The 22,179-nt window shown below is 33.3% G+C and carries 19 protein-coding genes; 3 read left to right on the top strand and 16 right to left on the bottom strand.

The features are described from left to right. Positions 1-22: 22 nt before the first annotated feature. The 9 genes from prmC to LQU93_RS01295 form a co-directional block, all read right to left on the bottom strand. On the bottom strand, positions 23-835 hold the full coding sequence (prmC, locus tag LQU93_RS01335) for a peptide chain release factor N(5)-glutamine methyltransferase (RefSeq protein WP_229932088.1): 813 nt from the start codon (positions 833-835) through the stop codon (positions 23-25). After that, positions 822-2,027, bottom strand: coding sequence for a M48 family metallopeptidase (locus LQU93_RS01330; protein WP_229932087.1), 1,206 nt, complete (start codon positions 2,025-2,027; stop codon positions 822-824). The genes prmC and LQU93_RS01330 overlap by 14 nt, the downstream gene beginning before the upstream one ends. Next, positions 2,021-3,094 (bottom strand): hypothetical protein, encoded by a 1,074-nt coding sequence (locus LQU93_RS01325; RefSeq protein WP_229932086.1) that lies wholly within the window; start codon positions 3,092-3,094, stop codon positions 2,021-2,023. The genes LQU93_RS01330 and LQU93_RS01325 overlap by 7 nt, the downstream gene beginning before the upstream one ends. A 4-nt stretch (positions 3,095-3,098) precedes the next feature. Beyond that, complete coding sequence (locus LQU93_RS01320; RefSeq protein ID WP_229932085.1) at positions 3,099-4,475, bottom strand: sodium-dependent transporter; 1,377 nt, start codon at positions 4,473-4,475, stop codon at positions 3,099-3,101. A gap of 65 nt (positions 4,476-4,540) precedes the next feature. Next, positions 4,541-6,478: a BCCT family transporter gene (locus tag LQU93_RS01315; RefSeq protein ID WP_229932084.1), complete on the bottom strand. Its 1,938-nt coding sequence runs from the start codon at positions 6,476-6,478 to the stop codon at positions 4,541-4,543. A gap of 51 nt (positions 6,479-6,529) precedes the next feature. Beyond that, a complete protein-coding gene (locus LQU93_RS01310; RefSeq protein WP_229932083.1) occupies positions 6,530-7,795 on the bottom strand; it encodes a M20/M25/M40 family metallo-hydrolase in 1,266 nt (421 codons plus the stop codon). Then, positions 7,782-8,048 (bottom strand): heavy-metal-associated domain-containing protein, encoded by a 267-nt coding sequence (locus tag LQU93_RS01305; protein WP_229932082.1) that lies wholly within the window; start codon positions 8,046-8,048, stop codon positions 7,782-7,784. Before LQU93_RS01305 ends, LQU93_RS01310 begins: the two co-directional genes overlap by 14 nt. Further along, positions 8,041-8,361, bottom strand: coding sequence for an aryl sulfotransferase (locus LQU93_RS01300; RefSeq protein ID WP_229932081.1), 321 nt, complete (start codon positions 8,359-8,361; stop codon positions 8,041-8,043). The genes LQU93_RS01305 and LQU93_RS01300 overlap by 8 nt, the downstream gene beginning before the upstream one ends. Continuing rightward, complete coding sequence (locus LQU93_RS01295) at positions 8,358-9,437, bottom strand: transglutaminase domain-containing protein (protein ID WP_229932080.1); 1,080 nt, start codon at positions 9,435-9,437, stop codon at positions 8,358-8,360. Before LQU93_RS01295 ends, LQU93_RS01300 begins: the two co-directional genes overlap by 4 nt. A gap of 91 nt (positions 9,438-9,528) precedes the next feature. Between LQU93_RS01295 and LQU93_RS01290 the strand changes: the two genes are divergently transcribed. The 3 genes from LQU93_RS01290 to LQU93_RS01280 are packed head-to-tail and all read left to right on the top strand — an operon-like array spanning position 9,529 to position 11,114. Next, the gene (locus tag LQU93_RS01290; RefSeq protein ID WP_229932079.1) at positions 9,529-9,711 is read left to right on the top strand and encodes a hypothetical protein; all 183 of its coding nucleotides are present in this window, start codon (positions 9,529-9,531) and stop codon (positions 9,709-9,711) included. Continuing rightward, positions 9,698-10,591, top strand: a complete 894-nt coding sequence (gene cmoB, locus LQU93_RS01285; protein WP_229932078.1) for a tRNA 5-methoxyuridine(34)/uridine 5-oxyacetic acid(34) synthase CmoB — start codon at positions 9,698-9,700, stop codon at positions 10,589-10,591. Before LQU93_RS01290 ends, cmoB begins: the two co-directional genes overlap by 14 nt. Before the next feature lie 10 nt (positions 10,592-10,601). Further along, complete coding sequence (locus LQU93_RS01280; RefSeq protein ID WP_229932077.1) at positions 10,602-11,114, top strand: PaaI family thioesterase; 513 nt, start codon at positions 10,602-10,604, stop codon at positions 11,112-11,114. A gap of 836 nt (positions 11,115-11,950) precedes the next feature. On the opposite strand, the gene LQU93_RS01275 is transcribed toward LQU93_RS01280, so the two are convergent. The 7 genes from LQU93_RS01275 to LQU93_RS01245 form a co-directional block, all read right to left on the bottom strand. Continuing rightward, on the bottom strand, positions 11,951-12,169 hold the full coding sequence (locus LQU93_RS01275) for a winged helix-turn-helix domain-containing protein (RefSeq protein WP_229932076.1): 219 nt from the start codon (positions 12,167-12,169) through the stop codon (positions 11,951-11,953). Position 12,170: 1 nt separating this feature from the next. Continuing rightward, positions 12,171-12,725, bottom strand: coding sequence for an ATP-binding protein (locus LQU93_RS01270; protein WP_229932182.1), 555 nt, complete (start codon positions 12,723-12,725; stop codon positions 12,171-12,173). A gap of 51 nt (positions 12,726-12,776) precedes the next feature. Further along, positions 12,777-13,262 (bottom strand): ATP-binding protein, encoded by a 486-nt coding sequence (locus LQU93_RS01265; RefSeq protein ID WP_229932075.1) that lies wholly within the window; start codon positions 13,260-13,262, stop codon positions 12,777-12,779. Between the two features lie 243 nt (positions 13,263-13,505). Next, complete coding sequence (locus tag LQU93_RS01260) at positions 13,506-17,273, bottom strand: YobI family P-loop NTPase (RefSeq protein ID WP_229932074.1); 3,768 nt, start codon at positions 17,271-17,273, stop codon at positions 13,506-13,508. A gap of 201 nt (positions 17,274-17,474) precedes the next feature. Further along, positions 17,475-19,886 carry a DEAD/DEAH box helicase family protein gene (locus LQU93_RS01255; RefSeq protein ID WP_229932073.1) on the bottom strand — a complete coding sequence of 804 codons (2,412 nt, stop codon included), beginning with the start codon at positions 19,884-19,886 and terminating at the stop codon, positions 17,475-17,477. Position 19,887: 1 nt separating this feature from the next. Beyond that, positions 19,888-21,834: a DNA methyltransferase gene (locus LQU93_RS01250; protein ID WP_229932072.1), complete on the bottom strand. Its 1,947-nt coding sequence runs from the start codon at positions 21,832-21,834 to the stop codon at positions 19,888-19,890. Continuing rightward, entirely contained in the window at positions 21,835-22,053 is a 219-nt protein-coding gene (locus tag LQU93_RS01245) for a helix-turn-helix domain-containing protein (RefSeq protein WP_037607075.1), read from the bottom strand. It lies immediately after the preceding gene. Positions 22,054-22,179 lie beyond the last annotated feature (126 nt).

The following is a 22,179-nucleotide window of genomic DNA, read 5'->3' as shown; positions in this document are numbered from 1 at the left end:
AAGCTTAACTGGCAATTTTTGACTAAATCGCTCTTGCTACAAAGCCCCTATCAAATCCAGCCAAATCCTTGTAAAACTCCGCTTTAAAACCAAATTTTGCAAGCTCTTCTTGCATACTTTGCCTTTGATCATGTCCCATTTCACAGGCTAAAATTTTAACGCCACGATAAGCACACAAAGCGATGATTTGCTTTAAAATTTCATCGCCATTTTCGCCGCCAAAAAGCGCATTATGTGGCTCGTTTAGCACAAAATCATCAAGCTTATAATCCCTTGCGATATACGGCGGATTTGAGATTATCATATCAAACTCGCCCAAAACTTCGTCCATCAAGCTTGTCTTTACAAGCTTTAGCCTATCACTCACGCCAAATTTCAAGGCGTTCTTCCTTGAAAGCTCGAGTGCTTTTTCGTTTATATCGGTTGCACTCATATGTAGATTAGGAAATTTTAAAAGCAAACTCACGCTTATCGCACCGCTTCCAATACCTATTTCACATACTTTTGGATTGCTTAAGATAGATAGAATTTCACTCGCTTTTTCGACTAAAATTTCAGTCTCAGGACGAGGTATTAATACACCACTTTCACACTCAAACTCAAGCGAATAAAATCCAGCCTTGCCAGTAATATACTCAAGTGGTTCGTTTTGTTTAAATCTATCTACAAGCTTAAAATACCCACTAGCATCGCTAAGCTCATCGCCGCCTTTTAGATAAATTTGCTCCTTGCTTAAGCCACAAAAATGCTGCATCAAAGCACGAGCCACAAAAGCTGCACTTTCGTGAAATTTAAGCTCACTTTTGGCGTGATTTAATGCTTCATTTATCGTCATTTTCAAGCTTTGCTATACGCTCAAAAAGGCTTGGATGGCTATGATAGACAAAGGCATAAAGTGGGTGCGACTTTGGGAAAGCTTTGTTTTCGCTGCCTAGCTTTTTAAGAGCGTTTATCATGTCGATTTTACTCTTTGTTTTAGCGCCAAACTCATCTGCGCCAAACTCATTTTTTCGACTTACAAAAGAGATAAAAGGGCTAAAAAATAGGCTAAAAATCGGTGCAAAAATCAGCATAAAAACAATCACTCCAGAGCCATTTTGTGGCAATCCCACGGCAACATAAAACTCAGCAGGAATGTTGCCAAAAACCGCAAACATCGCAAACATCATCATTGCACTCATCGCTATCATCTTAAATATATCGCCATGTTTAAAATGCCCAAGCTCATGCCCTAAAACCGCAATTATCTCATTAAGGCTAAGCTTTTTTATAAGCGTGTCAAAAAGCACTACTCGCTTTGTAGCTCCAAGTCCGCCAAAATAGGCGTTTAGGCGGTTATCACGCTTGCTAGCGTCCATAACAAAAACACCGCTACTTTTAAAGCCAAGCCCATCTAGTAAATTCTCAATACTACTCTTTAATTCGCCATCTTCAAGCGGTTTTACCTTGTTAAAAAGCGGAGCGATGATGGTCGGATATATCAAATTTATAAGCAAAATAATCGCAAAGCTAATGCAAAACGCCCAAAACCACCAAAGTGTCCCAAGCTGCTTAATACAAAACAAAATCAGCCAAACAAAAGCCAAACCAAAAACAAGAGTTAAGCCAAGCATTTTTAGCGTGTCGATGATGAAAATTTTAGCCGTCACATTTGAAAAACCGTGTCGTTTATCTTTGATAAATTTCTCATAAATCCCAAACGGAAGCTCAATGAGCGATGAGATAATGATAAAACTCATCACAAATGCGATATTTTCGGCTGTTGTGCCATTTTTAATGACTAAATTTTGCAAAATTTCAAGCCCACCGCAAACCCAAAACAAAAAGACAAAAAAGCCAAAAATCGTAGTTATAATCTCAAATTTGTGATTTGCTATCTTTATTAAAGCGGCACTTTCATACTCATTTTGTGCCAAAACAACCGCAGGTTTAGTGCTTTGCATCTTTGTAAAACGCATATCCAAAACACACAAAACAAGCTTAAACAAAACATAAGCAATATATAAAGTTATCAAAATATTTAACATAGTTCTCCTTTTAATTTATACAAACTAAAACATCCATAATCGGTTCTAACCGCCAAATCATCGCCTATAAATTTCATCTCACAATGCCTAACAATGTGCCTAATAGCAATGCTTTGCGTGACTTTCATAGCTTTTAAATCATAAATTTTCACACTCTGTCTTAATCTAACTGCAGCCAGCAAACCGTCCTTGCTAACGCAAAAATCATCCACCTCGCCAAAATCAATATCAAGTGGTTCAAACTCGCTATTTAAGACGTGAATTTTAAAATCAAGCATATCAAGAAGCAGTAAAATAGTGCCATTTAGAGCAAATTTTAATCTACTTAAATAGCCAAATTTATGGCATATTTGTGTTATTTGCTGACCACTTTTTGCGTCAAAAACTAAAACTTCATTCGCCTTTGTATGAAGTGCAAGGTGTCTTTTACTAATATCTGCTTTAAGCAGTGCTTTGGGCTGGTTGATTTTAATTTTTTGCTTAAAAAGCTCATTAAATTTATCATTTTCATAAACAAAAACCCTACCAAACATACAAAAAGCTACACGCTCTTCATAAGAGCATAAAAAGCTCATAAATTTTGATTTTTTAAGTCCGAGCGTTTCATAAAGATCTTTAAAATTTTTACTTTTTGTATCAAATTTATATATGTAGTGATCTAAGTTTAAAAACAAATCGCTACAAGTGCCGCATATATCCCACGCCAATGGCTTTGGTAAGTTAATCTCTAAAAATTTTTCTAAATTTTCATTTACGCATATGAGCTTTGCGTCTAAATTATTATTTTTATAGATATAAAAAACACCATTTAGCTCATCAAACGCCAAAGCACCAGTGTATCCACCGCCGATATAAAGGTGCTTTTCGCTCTCATTTTTTAAAACATAACCCTTTTTTAAAGCATCCCACTCTTTTTTACTTAACGCCTTTTTTGCTTCATCTTGATTTAAAAACTGCTTTTTCGTTTCTCGCACTTTGGTATTTTTTACGCTTGTTGAAACTAAGTTTAGCCCATCAAGCCTTAAAGTTAAAGTATCGCCAGTTTTTAAATTTATAAGATTACGCATTTGATTATTTTAAAAAATTGTCATAAAAAGAGCTTACAAAAACAATCAAAATGATAAAAGGTATCATAAATTTAACATACCAAAACCAAAATTTAACAACTTTAGCATATCGTTCGCTACCTTTTAAAATTTCTCTTTTTGCCTCTTCGTCAAGCACCCAACCAACAAACAACGCACATCCAAAAGATGTAAGAACAAAAAAGATCGTAGCCGAAATCGCATCATAAGCATCAAAAATATTTTTGCCAAAGATGCTAATGTGTGAAAGTAAATTTGTAGCCATTAAACTAGGAATATTTCCTAGCACAAAAATACCGCCTAAAACCAAAAATATCGCTTTTTTACGAGAAATTTTTAGTTTTTCTTGAAGCGTTGTAATTATTACTTCATAAATCGGAAGCGAGGTCGTAAGTGCGGCGATCATCAAAAGAGTAAAAAACGCAATCGCAATAATTGTGCCAAATGGCATATGTGAAAAAACTATCGGTAGCGACTTAAACACAAGGCTTGGTCCGCTGTTTGGCTCAATACCAAAACTAAATAGCGATGGAAATATCATAAAACCAGCAAGAACTGCAATTGCGGTATTTAAAAGCCCTGTTATAATAGAAATTTTAATAAGTCCTTCATCCTTTTTTACAAAGCTTGAAAGTGTTATCATCACGCCAAATCCAAGCGAAAGTGCAAAAAACACCTGCCCTAAAACATCGACAAAAAGCTTTGTATTTATCTTTGAAAAATCAGGTGTAAGATAAAATTTAACACCATCTAAAGCACCATCGAGCGTTAAATTTTTAGCTACCATACAAAGCATTAAAATAAACAAAAGTGGCATTAGATATTTTGCTGCTTTTTCCATGCCTTCAACTGCACCTTGCACCAAAATAACGTAATTTATAAGCACAAAAACTAGCGTTGCAAAACTAATTGTCATTGGATTGTTTATAATATTTTGTTCATAAAATGCCGAAGTTTGTGCAATCGTAATTGGATTTGATAAATCAAATAACCCAAACGCAATTTGTCCAATATAGCTAAGAACCCAACCGCCTATAACCATATAATACGCCATAATTCCAAAAGCACCGCAAAGCCCCATCCAGCCCACTATCTGCCATGCCTTAGCTATCTTTTTGCCATTTGCCATACCGCTAAATGCATCAACGGCATTTACTTTTAAACGCCTACCGATGGCATTTTCAACAAGTATCATTGGAATACCAATAACCACCATCGCAATAGCAAATGTAAGCACATATGCCCCACCCCCATTTTGACCGACTAGATATGGAAACCGCCACGTTGCACCAAAGCCGACCGTAGCTCCTGCAACTGCCAATATATATGTAAGTTTTGAGCTCCAGTTTTGTCTTTTTTTCATAATTTACCCTAAATTTAATTTAAAAAAGCCATAATTTTATCAAAAATGCCTTTAAATTTTGCTATTTACTCCCTGATTGTATGTAAAAATTGCATATGACGGCGATACTGCTCTATCACATCATTTATAATCGTCGCCTCACTCCAACCAAGTATATCATAATCTTGTCCGCCCTCATTTAAAAATACCTCGGCCCTATAATACAAGTCTTCTCCATCAAGTGCCTGAGTATATCCTGGACTACTTCGTCTTACAAGTTTAACGCCATAACTAAAATCACGCTCATCACCAAGACCAACTACAAGTGTAACAAAAGCACCATTTTGCAAAATTTTAACATCAGCATTTAATCCATTTTTAATAAATTCATCCCTTATCTCACATAAAGCAACCATTGCAACTTCTTGCATAAACAAATACGCATCACGCCTACCTGGAAGCTCAATTATAGCCTTTAATCTCTCTTGCCAACTTTTTGAAAGCTCTGAAATTGGCATATTTGAAAAATTTTGACTAGACTTTTTAATATAATCTATTCTTAAAGCTTTAAAAAGTCCAAATATCGCAAACATAAGTGCAATAGTAAATGGCAACGCCGCCATAATCGTCATCGCTTGTAAAGATGCCAAACCACCACCAAGCATCAATGAAGCTGCTAAAACACCTATGGTTACGCCCCAGAAAATTTTCTGCCATACAGGCGTATTATCAGCACCGTTTGAACAAAGCATATTTATAATCATTGCAGCTGAATCTGCTGAAGTTATAAAAAACACAATAATCATCACTATAGCCACGATGCTTAAAAAATCACTTAAAGCAAAGCTCTGTAAAAATACAAATAGTGCTAGCGAAATATCATTAGATACAGCATTTGCCAAGGCTTCATTGCCTATGCTTACAAGTTCAATTGCACTATTACCAAAAAATGTCATCCACATAAATGTAAATCCAGTCGGAACAAATAAAGCACCAATGACAAACTCTCGTATCGTTCTGCCTTTTGAAATTTTAGCGATAAACAGACCCACAAATGGCGACCAACTAAGCCACCACGCCCAATAAAGCAACGTCCAGCCACCAAGCCAACTCTCATCAGCTCTTTTATACACATTTAAATTAAACGTATTTGAGATTAAGGTAGAAATATACTCTCCACTACTTTGAACCAATGCCTTTAATAGCCCAGTTGTTTGCCCAAGCAATAAAATAAATATCATAAAAATAATGGCAATTGCAATATTTGTGTTTGATAAAATTTTAATACCCCTATCCACTCCACTAGCCGCCGAAATAGTCGCTAAAGCACACAAAATCACAAGCAATAAAATATTTATATTTGGCACATTAAACACATGAGATAAACCAGCATTTATCTGTAAAACGCCGTATCCAAGCGATGTCGCGACACCAAAAAGCGTTGCTACAACAGCAAAAACATCTATTGCATCACCAAATTTTGTATGTATTTTTTCGCCAATTATAGGATAAAACGCTGAACGAAGCGTTAAAGCAAGTCCATGCCTATAAGCAAAAAATGCCAAAATCAAAGCCACAATAGCATAAACAGCCCACGCACTAATACCCCAATGAAAAAACGTTATATTCATAGCTTGTCGTGCAGCCTCAACGCTCCTTGCCTCGCCAATAGGCGGAGTAAGATAGTGCATGAGTGGCTCACCAACGCCAAAAAACACAAGACCTATCCCCATACCAGCCGCAAAAAGCATAGCAAACCACGATATCAAGCTATATTCAGGTCGCGTATGATCGGCTCCTAATTTTATCTCTCCGTATTTTGAAAAACCAAGAACAAATACGCTAAGGACGATAATAGCGATAGCCAAAACATAAAACCAACCAAAATGCTCAGAGATAAAATTTTGACCATTTTTAAATAAATTAGTTGAAAAATCTGGCAAAATGAGTGAAAAAATCGTAATAGTAATCACTATAACAAGTGACGGATAAAAAACATTTTTGTTAAATTTACTTTTTTTCATTCTTGCTCCTTTATCTCACCAAAGTAGCATAAAAAGGTAAATATACAAAATTTATTGATATTTTTTAACTATTTTATCAACCACACTAGCTATCATATGCACAGATTTTATCTCAACTTTTTCGCTTACAGAGTGGGGTGCGTAAATGTTTGGACCGATGCTACAAACTTGCATATTCTCACCGCAATTTTTAAGCACTCCGCACTCAAGTCCAGCATGAACCGCTGTGATTTTAGCATCTGGGTTATATGCTCTTAGTTCGTCACAAACAGATTTTGCAAACTCTGAAATTTCTGGCTTCCACGCAAACGATCTATCACTAAAATAAATCTTACAACTCAAAGCCCTTGCTAAACTTTGTATCTCAAAACATATCTCATCTAGCCCTTCATCGCTCATGCTTCTAGCAAACATTATAGCTATTATCTCATCTTCATCGCTATTTATAAGTGATAAATTTATACTATCAAGCACAATATTTAGCGATGTGTCATACTTTCTTACACCTTGATGAAAAGAGTTTATAAAACTTAAAATTTTATCACTATCTTTTAAAAACTCATCTTTTATCCCAAGATTTGTTATCTTAAAATCACTACTTTTTAGCTCTTTTTCGCAAAGCACCACAGCCCTTGCATTTGCAGGGATTGAGTTGCTTCGCTCTCCACCCCAAATTTTTACTATCTCACAATTATTTTGTGCCAAAAATTTAGCTAAAATCTTAATCGCATTTGGCAAATTTTGATGTATTTGAACGCCAGAGTGTCCGCCAACAAGATCTAAAATTTCAACCAAAAACGCATTTTTTGGTGATGTTTTTTGTATTTTATTGCTAAAATTCACACATATATCCACTCCAGCCGCACAGCCTATTATCACTTCATCATCGCTCTCGCTATCTAAATTTAAAAGGTATTTTGAGACAAGCTTTGAGTTAAAATTATTTGCACCTATTAAGCCAACTTCTTCATCATTTGTAAATAAGCACTCGATATTTTCGTAATTTTTTAGTGCGTCCATCATCATGGCTACGCCTATGCCATTATCAGCACCTAAAGATGAGTTTTTCGCCATTAAAAATCCATCTTTTTCATACATGCAAATTTCAGGTGCCTGTCCTATGCAAACCATGTCATAATGGCTTTGTAAGCATATTTTTGCACTGCCTTTTATGGCGTGTATGTTGCCCCATTCATCGACATTCACACTAGCACCAGCATCTATGCAAAACTCACGCAAAAACTCTCTAAGTTGTGCCGTATCGTGGCTACAATGTGGAATTTTTGAAATTTGTTTGAAATTTTCAATTACGCTCATTTTTTATCACCCCTAAATAACCTACCGCCTTACACGCCTTTAACAATACCTTATCACTCACATCATCCTTTGCATCAACAACGGCTTGTTTTGTCTTTAAAGATACTTTTACGCTTTTTACTCCATCAACTTCAAGCAAAGATTTGCGAACCATTGCCGTGCAAAGCGGACAATGCATACTATCAAGCACTATAATAGTCTCTTTTGCAAACGCAAAAATACAAAACATCGATAATAAAATAATCTTATTCATAAAAATATCCTAAAATTTCAGGGTAAAAAAGAAGTAAATTTAACACAACAAAGCCAAAAATTAGCAAAATTTTACTCTTTGTTTTAAATGAAGCATTACAACTTTTATTTTGTTTAAACATGTAAAAAACATATAAAACAAAGCAAAATATCGAAAACACACTAAGCCACCATCTATACTCATAAAGATACTGAGCCTGTGCTAAAAAGCCAAAGCTTGTTCCAAAAAGCAAAAATAAAAGTGCAGGCAAACAGCACAAACTAGCCGCTACCGCACTCACAAAACTAAGAAAAATAAGCCAAAATTTTCTCACGCTTTTATCTCTACGGCCTCATACTCATAAGAAAAATCTTTTGGCGAGTAATAATTTGCCACATTGCCATCTGTTTCGGCATATGGATAGCCAAAGTTATTTATAGGGCTTTGCTCTGGCTCTGGCTTAAGCACAAAATCACGTCCATAATTAAACCCTATCCAGCACATCTCCCAATTTCCAAACAAATAATCCCTAATAATTGTCAATTTTTCGCTATCATTTGTTAAATTTTCGCCAAGTCTTACCTTTGCCACATCAGCAGGATCTACCGGCACCCAACCAGTGCCTTTTAGATAAAACTCAGCCCTACAATGCTGAGCTTGCGAAATTTTAGCCACCCCATTTTCATCGGCCTTACCCATCTCATTTGAAAATCTACTCTGCCCTACTCGTATGCCAAAAAGCTCTCTAGCTGGTATGCCAACTGCCCTACAAAGCCCGACAAATACGCTGTTTATGTCGGTGCATTTACCTACTAACTTGCCACTTTCAAGTATAGCCTTAACATCACCTATGCCGCACCCCATTATACTATTGTCACGCTGCATTGTATTTGCAACCCAGGTATAAATCGCACGAGCCTTATCTAGATCAGTTTTTAGTCCTTTTGTTATCTCATCAGCTTTTTGCTTAACAATGCCATCATTTGGTATTTGTGTAGTTGGCTTTAGATAATAAAGCACATCATCAAGAAGTTTTTCATCGCCATTTTTATAAGAAATTTTAACACTTCTATCAACCGTTGCTACCCTAAAACTAACATCAATATATGGACTGCCAACATCATCAAACTCAGCGTATAAAGTCGGTATAGCCAGATCTGAAATATAGTAATTTTTAGCATTTGTTTTTACTTTATAGTCGCTAATTAACTGCTGGTATTTGTTGCTTGTAAGAAGCGGAAGCCAAAATTTATGCTCTTTGCCTTGCTCTTTTATACTGTGCCTTAAACTAATATCAAAAATACGTTTTTTACACTCAGATTGTTGTATCTCACTAGCCATAATTACGCTTGGCACAGTGCTTGCAGCCGCAGCCACACCACTAAATTTTAAAAAATCACGTCTTTGCATTTTATTTGCCTTGTATTATTTTGGCTAAAACTTAGCCCTAAATTTTAGACATTATATACTATTTTTATAAAATTTTATGTAAAATTAACACATGAAAAAGATAATTTATATATTTTTAATACTATTTTGTTTAAACGGCTGTGTGTTTGTAAATGAACGCGGTATCTCAACGCAGTATTATAACGACTGCAAAGAGTATTATGACGCTACTGGAGTATATCAAAAAGAGTGTCCGCACAATATAATAGACTGGCAAAAACATGAATCTAAATAGCATAAGAGAGGCAAAACAAAAGGAGTTAAAAACCGCAAAACACCTTGAAATTTTAGCTCTTTTAGATGAGATTGACGCTGAGTGTGAAGTAAGCTTTAACGATACTATAAGCATAAAAACACTCAATACAACAAATGACGTTTCAAACAAGATAGAAAATTTAGCCAAAATGCTTAAACCGTGGCGAAAAGGTCCATTTAGCATAGATGAGTTATTTATAGATACAGAGTGGCAAAGCTTTATTAAGTTTAATCTTTTAAAACCACATCTTAATTTAGATGGCAAGATTGTTGCTGATGTTGGCTGCAATAACGGCTATTATATGTTTAAAATGCTTGATTTTAATCCCAAAAAAATAGTTGGTTTTGATCCAAGCACTCACACAGCAATACAGTTTAAGTTTATAAATCATTTTGTTAAATCAAATATCACATACGAACTACTTGGTGTTGAGCATTTGCCGTATTTTGAGCATAAATTTGATACGATATTTTGCCTTGGAGTAATCTATCACAGAAGCGATCCTATAAAAATGCTAAAAGATATAAAATCATCACTAAACGCTAACGGTGAAGCATATATAGACACGATGTATATTGACATGGACGGCGAGTTTGCACTCACGCCAAAAAACACCTACTCAAAAATACCAAATATCTACTTTGTGCCAACAATACAAGCCTTGCAAAACTGGTGCGAAAGAGCTAAATTTAAAGACTTTCAGATACTAGCAACAAAAGATACTGATTTAGACGAACAAAGAAAAACTGAGTGGATAGATGGGTATAGTTTAGAGCAGTTTTTAAACCCAAATGATAGCTCAAAGACGATAGAGGGCTATGCAGCACCAAAAAGAGTTTATGTGAAGGTGAAAATTTAAAAGGATAAAAATGAGCGATGATATATTTGAAGAAAGCACGGACAATATAATCTTACCAGAGGATGAAAACCCACTAAGAAACGAGATAAAAACATCAACTGCAATTAAGCTAAATTTTTCAGGTGTAGCAACTGAGCTTAAAAAATCGCACGCAAAAACAAAGCTTTTTACTATAGAGGATATGGTTTGCGATGACGATGGGCTAATACACAGTGGTTTTGTGTTTTCAGCAGCAAATTATGCAGCACTCGCATCTATAAACGAGCAATACTGCGTGACAATAAATGCCAGAATTAATTTTTTAGGAGCTATTAGGCTTGGTGATGTTGTTGAGTTTGAAGCTCAGGCATATTTTGACGACTCACGCAAACGTGATGCAAGAGTAATCGGCAAAGTGCGTGATATCAAGGTGTTTGAAGGCACATTTAGCTTAGTTGTACTTGAAGAACATATATTTTTAGCACAGCAAAAAAACATACAAAAAGAAGCAGCAATTAGACGTGCAAAAGACAAGGCGCAATAAAAGACTTAGATAAAATTTAAAGCCTAAACCTTAATTTAGCATAATAAAATATTGATTATTTTGCTTGTTGTGTTTGCGTAAAAACAATTTTAAAGCCCAATCTAGTCTTGTCATATTGTTTTAAAGACTGCATAATTTTGTAAATTTTCTGCTTTAATGGTGGCTTTAAATGGACAATAAAATTTAAGTTTTATGATTTTTACCATGTCTAAATTTATACTATTTTTAATTTGCTTACTCAAAAATGTGCCACAATAAAGCATAAAAGTTTAAGATAAACCAAAATTTTTTAAAGATGTTTTTAACTACAATTTTACAGATGCCTGTAAAGCAAAATTAAAATAAATAATATTAAATTACCCTATCACAATAGGTTGCTATTTATGATTATATTAAAGATAAATTTATTAGCAGTGCAAAACTTGCAAAAGCTATTTTAAGCAACTCACATAAAACAAATATACAATTTTGCCTATATTTTTATATGGATTTTAAAATAAATAAGAGTTATTTTAGACGTTAAATTAAAGTTGAGATTAATATAATTAAGCTTTGTTAAGTATAAATTAATATAAGTAAATTTTTAAAAATTTAATTAATTTTATAAGTCATAAGACAATGCAAATTAAAAACTCAAAACTTTTTAAAATTTAACCGCTTAAAGAGATTTTTAAAAGCGGCTAAATCAAATAAATACTCTACTCCCACTCGATATGTCCATTGATATCGTTTTGTATAAATGGCATAAAATCAAGGTTTTTGTTATCGAATTTAGCCTTATTATCCATTTTATTTATGTTTATCCGATTTTTTGCAAGCATATTGCAAGCACGAAACTATTCCTTAATTTTCCAATAGCCTGTCTTGTTAGATCCTACTCGTTCTATATATTCATTTTCTTTCAAAAATCTAATGTTGTTTTCGATGGCGGTTAATCCTATACCTATAATTTTGGATAATTGTGCTTGAGTTACATTAGGATTGTTTCTTATTTCTTCTAAAATTTTCTTTCGTCTATCATTTAGAGGTCTTTTATCTCCCACTTTATTACCCACTTTATCCCCCTACATTGTTAATCCAATTAAAAGGAATGTTAACTACAATTGAATTTTCTCTAAAATCAAACACATCTTTTCCATAGCTATCTATGATTTTAGGAACGCCCCTTCCGGAACGCTCGCTGATGTGAAGCTGCAAAAATATTCCCGACAGTTTTTGGTTAACAGGGATAGACTCACCCATATAAAATCCTTCAATCGTCTGCTTCGGAGCAAGTGTTCCTCTTGAAAGAATCTCTATACGGTTACTATATACCGTAATCATCGGCGCATTTCCATCTATCCACTTATTATGAACAAAGGCATTTATAACCGCCTCTCTAAAAGCACTCATATCAAATAAAGCAACATCTTTTCTTGTAGTAATTCTTCTGCTTTCATCTGCTTGGATTATATTTATGACATCTGCATATTCTAATACTTTATCTAAGCTTAACAAAATGCACGTGTTCCCAAACTCTTTTACAGAATATAAGGGACTTGCTTTCGTTTCTCCGCTAAATACCGACACTCTTACATGTATATGGCTATCATCCGACAACAATTGAGCCATCAAATTATACCTGCCATCCTTAGTTAAAAGCCCAAGATTTTTCTTAAAAGTTTAAAATTTTAAAGAAATTCCTCTGCCTGCATAATATGTAAACAATCTTTCAAAAGTTAAATCTTGATATTCAGATTCAATACTATCTATTGTTTTTTCTTTGTTGCTTAGTACTTCAAATAAATGAGCTTCTCTATCAGGATATTTAGCAACACTCACTTTACTTGAACCTATTCTAATATATCTCATCCCATCAAAAAAAGTTAGAACATTTTTAGCTCCAGGAATTTCTAATAGAACTACTCTCTTATTATCAAAATCCACTTCATGGAAAGAAAAAACAATATCCGGTTTCAACTGCCTTGCTAAATAATGCCCTAATGGCTCACCTTTAACATCTGCTCTATAATTAAATTTAGTTCCTAAAACTTCATGAGTTTCATTATTTACACCCCAAACAAGATACCCATATTCCTGTCTGCAAATTGCAGCTGCATTTGACAGTGCTGATATATATATTCTCCTATTCCATGTACTTCGTACCAATTTTCTTTGAATTCAAACCATTCTTCTTCTGTTTGATGACTTATTAAATTTTTTATGATTTCAAGATACTTATTCATAGTTTTATCCCTCACTTTATTACCCACGTTTATTATATCATATGTGGTTGATAAAGTGGGGGATATTTTTGTCATTTAACATTACATTGTAAAATATTTTTTTAATAATCAACTAATAATCAAAAGTTTCAGTTACCTAAAGGTAGAAGCCTCATTCTCCTTTATTCTACAATAGATGCGTATCAACAGTGGTATTTCTCAGTCGTCTTGTGAGCATAATCCGTTTACCAGCCTTGTCTTTACGAAATCTAACATAACCTGATTTTATTAACATTTGCCCGACTCTCTCTTTATACGCATTATCTAATAACGGTTGCCTCCTATCCCAAACACTTGATAAATCGGAAATTTCCAAAACTGAAGATATATACTGTTTCAAAGTATTTATATCAGAATGATTATTTATCTTTGTTTCAATCAATGATACCTTCGTGTCTGTTTTTATATTTGATAATCTTAAGACATATTTCATAAAATCTTCATTAAGATTTTCGTCTTCCAATTCCTCCAATTTGTCTTCATCATCTAATGACTCTATAAACTCATCTTTTAACTCAAATATCTTAAAGGACTTGCATATATAGTTAATATTTACCGAAGATAAATAGCCCTTTATAATGGCTTCTATGATAGATTTTTTAGTCGGATTTATCCTTTCTACTAAAACGCTGTCCTTTATTGAATTTATTAAATTCAAAGAATTTTCATCTGAAATCGCACTATTAACCAAACTATATATTAAATCGTCAGAAAGTTCATATTTTAATAGCGTATTAATAACGATGTCTTCTACCTCTTCATCACAATTTGCCAACAAAGTCAATTCGGTATTATATGAGTTATTACATAACACTTCTATATTCTTTTCCGTAACTTCAATCAATCTCCGATGAATTAAAATATTAGCTCTATCTTGTGGAAGTTTAGGATTGATATCACTTATTGCCTCATCCGCGTAATTTATGACAAATGCAAAAATTTTACCACTTATCAACGGACTATTTATAAAGGTATTACAAATCGATACATTATTTCTTAGTGTATCTTCATAGTTGTTTTCATCCAAGTTGTTATCAAGATATTCAATGAAATCATTACTGTATTCTTCAACCATATTCCAATATGCAGCTATGTTATCTGAGCAAAACTCAACCTTATTTTTACGCAATAAGCAATCCAGTATTTTTGTAGTTACAGAGCTGTTCTGTAGATTATCTAACTTTAAAATCACTGTTTCGTTCTTCTCTACATACTCAAATTTATGTTCATCAGAAATATCGGAATTAAGAATTTTAAGCAGTATCTCTTCGTTGTTGGCATAGTTTTTTTCACTCTTATTTTCATCTATATAGTTAGATACAATACTCGAAAAATTATCCTCTATATATTCTTTGCTCGACAATAATTGCAAAGATTTATAAATCTCATTCAGTAAACTTCCATAATTTATCGTCTTTTCCAATATTGCTTCAGTTATAAATATTAGATTCCCAACATTTAGCTTATACGCCTGAATCTGTTCAACAGCTACCAATCTTGCTTTATCACAATTTGATTCTGACACATCTTCAAATTTGATGTCCGCAGAACGAATATTATCAATGAAAACATCAAATTGCTCCTCGGGTATTAAAGAAATTATGTTCTCATTTTGTTCTATATATTCCTTAAATACAACCATCTTATCTAAAGCTATAGTTTTATTTGTTGCAACTGAAATCAGTATGTTTTTGAATGTTTCAACACTTTCACCTTCACAATATTCCAAAGTGCTAACAAGTCTGTATGACTTATCATTAATCAGTATATTAGAATATTTTCTCACTAACTCTAAATCAAACTCGTCTAAAATTCTAACTAAATCCTCATACTTATCATTGACATCAACTGAGTCTGCTATAGCTATTACGCATTTAATATTATTTTTTTCTATGCATGTTTTTAATACTTTCTTATTGAGTATATTATCACGGCTAAAATCAGTTAATTTCAAACGATTTATAATCTGTTCAGGTGTTTCTACATCTAAAAAGATATCAAGTTCTTTTCCTTCTTTTAAACCCTTTACATAGATTATGTCATTACGCTTCAATGTATTTGATCTATCTACATCAAAGTTTCCTTTATAATACCAGTATGTTTCATCCAATAAACCATCTAAAATTAAAACTCTAATTAAAGGGAAGTAATGGCTTTCTACAATATCAAAACCATCAATTGAAAACAAATCATCTTTTTGCTCAGCGCTCATAATAGATATCAGCTCTTTATAGCTATATATCTCAATATCTCTGATTTGTTTTTTTATTTTTTCTCTATCCGAATTAAGTTTATTTACTTCCAGCGAAAAATTTTCTGGTAATTTCTCAACTAACACCTTTTTTTCATCGGTGTTCAAAATAAACCTATTGATAAATTCATTATATGAAAAATATGAACTGCTCCCAGAATACCTAATATAAGCCTGCTCATTTGGCTTTTTACTCCATTCTTTTAGATACTCAGCCCAAGTCCTTGTTTCCTGATAATAATATCCAACATCTGATTGAATCATCAATGCCATTGCTTTGAATTTATCATTTTCAACTCTATCCCTAATAAATTCAAGATTATCATCAATTTTTATCAATTTCTGATTAAGATTATTAACAACTTTTTTCTTATTAGCTTCTAATTTATCAAATACAGTTCTTATAAATCCTTTATCTTCCTGCAAAAGATCAAATTCATTGGGGAATATATTCTTTAAGGTTATTAGAGCAAATAGCTTGTTGCTCTCCAAATCAATCTGTCCTAATGGTATAATTTTAGAGTACACAATATATTCATTAACTATATTTTTAAGGAGTCTCATATCATCTACATATAAAGAAATATCCGCTAATACGCTCCTATCTGGTGCATTTTCAACAGCTTTAAAAAGTTCGATAAGCTCATTTTCTGACGTCTTCGAATCCACAATAGGAACAATAGGTAGAATAAAGTCAAAGAATTTAGTTCTGTTTTTAGAAAAAAACAGACTATCTTTAAGCATGTATATAAACCGCACAGGCTTCTTATCTCCACTTATTTTTACATAGTGATTTAAGAGAAAATTTAGTTCTCGCAACTTTGTATAAATAGATGTGCTGTTATATCTATCTAAATCTTCAAAAACAACAATTTTTGTATCAGAGCTTCTTAATAAATAAACTAACTCTTTTATGTCTCTATCTAATACTGACTCATCGCTCTTATCATCATTTACATTTGCTTCTGCACCTTTGAATGTGATTTTAGAAATTCTAAATTTATTCCCTCTATAGAATATATACAAATAATAAAACAATGGCACAAACAACAACAAGGCACATAAAAGCATCACTGATATGCCATTGAAATTTTTATACGACTCATTAATAAAAGGTAAAAAGGTATCTCTCGTTATCCAAAGAAGTATTGAACATATTATTGATAGAAATGCCAATGACTGTAAGCATATATTCAGAATGCTTTTATTTGATTTAAACCCATATTTACTAAGTGGTATTTTCTTTGATGCTATCTGAGATAGAATCTGATTAATGAGCTGTCTTTCCACTCTATTGTCATCATCTATATCCACTGTTCTTTGATTTTCATTTCTAAGTTTACCCTCAATACCATCAGTTTCTGAGTCGGCAAGTTTAGTCACCGATACTTCTTTTAGACTATCGTCATCATTAATATTATTTTTATATTTACCCAAAGAAACAGTAATTACATTGCTTAATCCCTTTTGATGAACATAAGTGTTCCATACGGTACTTTTCCCTGCACCATATATACCAGTAATAGCGATATTTTTTATATCGCTATTACCAAAAGCATAATCAAGTGCTTCTGTATATATTTGCTTGTTTTCGGTCAGCACTTCCGGAGTAAGCGCATTAAACTTATTTTTTTCTTTATCCATAAATTACACCGTCTCCATCCATGTGTTAATCGCTTTCTTAAATTCCTCCATTCTATTATCATTGTTAAAGAACGGAAAACCAATTATTTTGTAATCATCAGCAAATAATCCTTTAACAGAATGGTATTTTTCAATCTGCATTGAAAATGCTTCTTTCCAAGCATCATTATCTAAGAGTTGATTGCCTTTAGGCTCAACATATCACTGATAAGTGAGACTTCCTTCGTTTTTTTGCTTTCTTACAAACAGCAAAAAGTCAGGTTCAAATCGCTCTCCGGCTTCAAAAGAATATATAGCCAATTCAGGAATTCTTTCATTCCTAACAACATAGTATTCCAAATTCTTTTCCTTCAGCTTTGGCTCTATATTGGTTTTGAAATATTTTACAAAAAGCTTTTCTTCGCTCGTTCCGTAGTTGTCATTAAATACATACCAACTCTCATTTGTTAGGTCTAATCTGTATTCTTCATTGGAGCAGTTGTTTTGTGAATTTCCTTTTCCACCATTCCCCTCAATTGAGCCTAAACTAATCTTCTTATCTTTCAAAATCACTTTAAGCTGTTTAGGTTCAAATTCTTTAGAGCCTACATATTCAGGCTTGATGGCCATAACATGCGATGCAACTTTTACTAAGGCGTGCTTCACAGCTGAAAATAAAATCTTTCCATTAACTTCATCTTGAGAATATGTTATTTCCACATTAGAGTTTCCGAGAAACTCATCTGAAATTAAAAACTCCCTCATTGATTTTAGAGATGGATATTTCTCTTTAAGTATATCAAAACGAAGTTCCTCAAAGCGTTCTATAGCCCCAAGCAAGATGTTATAATCTATGTCCTTGAATTTAATACTCTTCAGGTTTGTTTTAATGGAACTTGTGTTTGGAGTATCATCGCCTATAAGATTTATAATATTTCCTTTGCCAGAAAGAGCTGTGTAGTAATATGTCTTCGTTCTCATACTCGGCTCAAGAGAATGCACTTCGTCTCGACCTTTAGGCAATCTCTTATTAGAAAATACATAGCTCTTATTATAAAAATCACTCTCCTTGAACTCGTCTTTAAGTCTGTATTCCAAGATGATCGGATCAGGTGCCTGCAATCCTGTTTCTATAAGGGCGTTCTTCAATTCCGATATATATCTGGAGTCATTTTTACTGTGAAAGTACATTGTTTCCAAAATACGATTCGGATTTGATATATCCCCATCAAATTTTCTTTTGAATTTAAGTTCCTCATCATCTACAACGAATGGGCAATACCTCGCACCTCTTCCAATAAGCTGCGCTTCTTTAATTGTATAGCTTCCTATCTTTCCGCCGGATTTACTTTGTCTTGTATCATACAGACGGACTATATCAAAGAGGTTGAGTACATCCCAGCCTTCATTGAGCATATCTACTGCAAAGATAAGTCTAATCGGATTATCAAGGTCTTCCAAGGAATTGACTAACAACTGGTTTTCCTTATTATTATCCGAAGAACCATTCATTATTATCGAAGTATCTTCAGTAAATGCAGTCTTAATTGACTGCTCCAAAAGCTCCAGAGTATCATCTTTTTCCTTGAAATAGTTTATCGCTTCCGCCAATTTTTCTATTCCAACCAATTCTAAGTTCTGAATTTCGTAGCTCGTTAGCTCCTTTACTTTCTTAAAAAACTCATCGTAGAAACTTTTTGACTCATCTATTTTTTGCGATTTAAGCATAACTACAGGCTTAATATTGAGTTTTAAGTCAGCAAACAAAAACCTCCTATACTCACTCATTACAAGAGCCATAAGCGTTCTTGTCCATAAATCGGTATCCGTTGCGAAATTCTGAAAATCTTTTGTATATCCACTTTCTCTAAAAGAAATAAGCGGATAGTTAAAGATAATTTTGTCCCTATATTTCTGTAACACATTTGCATCTTTTAAATCGCAAGTAGCTGTGAATTCAAGCATAATACTATCTCTATTTCGTGACAAAGCATTTGTAACAGAGTATTCCCAGCTTTTAGCAGCTTCTTCTTCGTCTTTAGTAGGTTTCTTAGTTAGTGAATTGATATGATGGCTCTCATCAGAAATAAAAACCACTTTATTATTTTCAAAGTCATCATAGGTCAGCGAATTTTCTTTCGCTTCAAATAAATCCATATGAAGCTTTTGCGTAGTAGTAAACAATATTTCGATGTCATCATCTAAAACATTACCGCTAAAATTTTCAACCCTTTTTATCTTGACCTTTTTTCCTAAGTACTCTACAACATCATTGAATAGATACTTATTTGAAAGTGGATTGATAAAATTATCAATCGTCTTTTCAAGAACATTGGTCTGATTTACGAAGAATAAAAACTTCCTATATCCATTTGTATACAAGTACAATATCAGACCTGCCATAATGACAGTTTTACCACTACCTGTAGCCATATGAAAAAGAGTATGGACTTGCTTGTTTTTTCTTAATCCGTCATTATCAAAATATAAAGCAAAGTTTGTAAAAGCATCAATTTGATATTCTCTTAGAGAAATTCTCTTTGATAGTCCGCTTTTTATAATTTCAGGAAAGTCGACATTCATACCAACTTCTTTTGCGACATCTAATTTTTCGTATAAAAACTGTCCCGCCATATTAGACCTCCGCATAGAAAGATTTTGTGAACGCCTTATCCGACTCACTTATATCATAACTTTCATCGTCCATATCCGAGTAATTTACATAGAGTTTATTCTTATCGACTAAGCTGATAAGAGCTTTTTTCTTTTCTTGAAGTTCAAGTGAATTAAATTCTTCATCAGCTTTCTTAAGCTCTTCCCTTGTGATATATGGAACAATACGCTCATCAGCATATATTTCATTCTTTATTTCAGAGATTGTTTCTTCTGAAGCTGCCTGAATTTTTTCAATAAGCGTATTTGCGTTTTCAAGAAGCTCACAATAGACAAATGAGCCGCCACCTTGCCAATTAAAGGACTCGGAAATCCCTCCCTGTTCTCCATCTATGACATTCTTTAGCCTCTCTGAAGAAATATCTCTTATATAGTTCATTTGCTCTATTCCAATATATCGACGGTTCATTTTATGAGCTACCGCACAGGTTGTACCCGATCCTAATTGAAAATCTAATATTAAATCGTCCTTCGAAGAGAAAATATCTAAATAATAGCTTATATATTCTTCTGGCTTTTTCCCATTCCTAAAAGATACATCTCCTTCATCATTAACTAAATTATATTGTTGCACAAAATCTAAAAAATTTGGATATGGTTTTAAGGTAACATCAGATGAAATTGGTTTTCCAGGATAATAGAATCCATTTTTATTGTTACCTTTCGGCAGCTCAAAAATTCTATATGGATTGCCATCATCTCCCATTTCAGGAACTGTGAAAATTGTTCCTTTTGGATATTTCCCAATCAATGGTTCTAAATATGCCACATAAAATCTTCCACTCGAATTTTTTTCTCTAATACTGCCTCGAATTGACATTGATTTCAAACCACCTATATGACCAGTGCTTCTGCTAATATCCACCTGCTCAGGATAGTATACAGAAACTGATTTCCCTCCGAGATTTAATATTTCTTTCGGTTCACCAGACAGCACAAAATCATATTGATAGTCATCATCTGTTTTTTCTATTCTCATTTTAGGCATTTTATAACCTGGATTCTTGGAATATACCAATGTATATTCAACAACATCATTAAATTCCTTATCTCCAGCTAAGCTTCTCTCCGGATGTCTAACCAAAGTATTAAAATCTAATAGATGTTTTCCTTGCGAAAACACTTCATCAGCAAGAATCCTTAAATATGGATATTGATGAAAGCTTATTTGTATCAATATTACACCATTATCAGATAGCATTCTTTTCGCTAACTCTAACCTGTTTTTCATAAATAAAAGCCAAGTAGCCTGATTAAATGAATCGTTGTATCCGAAACTATCAGCACCAGTATTATATGGAGGATCAATATAAATACACTTAACTTTGCCTTCATATCGTTTCAGTAAGCTTGAAAGTGCAATCAAGTTATTTCCCTTAATAATTAAATTGTCATTCTCATCAAAAATAATATTTTCTTCGATGCCGTCTTTCGTATATCTCTTTGCGTTCGTAAAAACTTTCGGAGCAAGCATTTTGCTAATCTCATCGCTTGCGATAGTCTCATTGTAGAAAATCTCTTTACGCTTCTGTTCCTCCTTATCCTGACCACCTTCAAGCACACAATCTTTATAGGGGAAGTCTAATACCGCATCATTCGACTTAGAGATGAAGTCTCCGCCATTAGTTAATCCGATTTTATTTGTATATCTCGTATATGAGTCTGGCAAAAATTCTTTCGACTCAATAAACCAAGCAAAACCTTGTTTGTCGAAAATAAGCGTCCCATTTACATCCTTAAAAAATCTTTCTTTGATTTTTTCATTTGATAAAAGCAAACACAACAATTCTTTATCCATTGTCATTACATCGCTATAAACTATCGCCTTGAGTAATTTACCATCATCAGAAATATATTTTAAATTGGTCTTTAATACTTCCTCGACTATTTCAAAAATGTTTTTATTCATTTATTTATCCTCCAAGCTATTTTTTTCAATACAGATTAAATCCCCAATATCTGTTCCAAGTTCTTCGCAAATTTTTCCGATAATCGTAAGCGATACGGCATCTCCCCTAACCATTTTTGAGATTGTAGTAGGCGATACCCCTGTTTTATCAATTAAGTCTTTTTTCTTCATATTCTTATCTATTAGAGTCTTCCAAAGTCCATTGTAATTGAATTTCATTTTTATTTCTCCTTATTCCATAAAAATGGATTTTTTATACATCATATTATAACACATACTACATATAGTTGCAAAAGACAAATCGTATACAAAAAAATAATCGGTGCAGCCCTAAGACCACACCAA

Origin of the sequence: Campylobacter majalis (assembly GCF_905120465.1) — a bacterium.
Lineage (GTDB): Bacteria > Campylobacterota > Campylobacteria > Campylobacterales > Campylobacteraceae > Campylobacter_A > Campylobacter_A majalis.
The sequence above is the reverse complement of the archived record's forward strand: the minus strand, read 5'-3'. Positions and strand labels throughout refer to the sequence as shown.

Excerpts from the sequence above, each read along its gene's own strand:
- LQU93_RS01290 (WP_229932079.1), top strand. The coding sequence starts at position 9,529 with ATGAAAAAGATAATTTATATATTTTTAATACTATTTTGTTTAAACGGC.
- LQU93_RS01280 (WP_229932077.1), top strand. The coding sequence starts at position 10,602 with ATGAGCGATGATATATTTGAAGAAAGCACGGACAATATAATCTTACCA.
- LQU93_RS01270 (WP_229932182.1), bottom strand. The coding sequence starts at position 12,725 with ATGGCTCAATTGTTGTCGGATGATAGCCATATACATGTAAGAGTGTCG.
- LQU93_RS01295 (WP_229932080.1), bottom strand. The coding sequence starts at position 9,437 with ATGCAAAGACGTGATTTTTTAAAATTTAGTGGTGTGGCTGCGGCTGCA.
- LQU93_RS01245 (WP_037607075.1), bottom strand. The coding sequence starts at position 22,053 with ATGAAATTCAATTACAATGGACTTTGGAAGACTCTAATAGATAAGAAT.
- LQU93_RS01310 (WP_229932083.1), bottom strand. The coding sequence starts at position 7,795 with ATGAGCGTAATTGAAAATTTCAAACAAATTTCAAAAATTCCACATTGT.
- LQU93_RS01330 (WP_229932087.1), bottom strand. The coding sequence starts at position 2,027 with ATGTTAAATATTTTGATAACTTTATATATTGCTTATGTTTTGTTTAAG.
- LQU93_RS01255 (WP_229932073.1), bottom strand. The coding sequence starts at position 19,886 with ATGGCGGGACAGTTTTTATACGAAAAATTAGATGTCGCAAAAGAAGTT.
- LQU93_RS01325 (WP_229932086.1), bottom strand. The coding sequence starts at position 3,094 with ATGCGTAATCTTATAAATTTAAAAACTGGCGATACTTTAACTTTAAGG.
- prmC (WP_229932088.1), bottom strand. The coding sequence starts at position 835 with ATGACGATAAATGAAGCATTAAATCACGCCAAAAGTGAGCTTAAATTT.
- LQU93_RS01250 (WP_229932072.1), bottom strand. The coding sequence starts at position 21,834 with ATGAATAAAAACATTTTTGAAATAGTCGAGGAAGTATTAAAGACCAAT.
- LQU93_RS01260 (WP_229932074.1), bottom strand. The coding sequence starts at position 17,273 with ATGGATAAAGAAAAAAATAAGTTTAATGCGCTTACTCCGGAAGTGCTG.
- LQU93_RS01320 (WP_229932085.1), bottom strand. The coding sequence starts at position 4,475 with ATGAAAAAAAGACAAAACTGGAGCTCAAAACTTACATATATATTGGCA.
- cmoB (WP_229932078.1), top strand. The coding sequence starts at position 9,698 with ATGAATCTAAATAGCATAAGAGAGGCAAAACAAAAGGAGTTAAAAACC.
- LQU93_RS01315 (WP_229932084.1), bottom strand. The coding sequence starts at position 6,478 with ATGAAAAAAAGTAAATTTAACAAAAATGTTTTTTATCCGTCACTTGTT.
- LQU93_RS01305 (WP_229932082.1), bottom strand. The coding sequence starts at position 8,048 with ATGAATAAGATTATTTTATTATCGATGTTTTGTATTTTTGCGTTTGCA.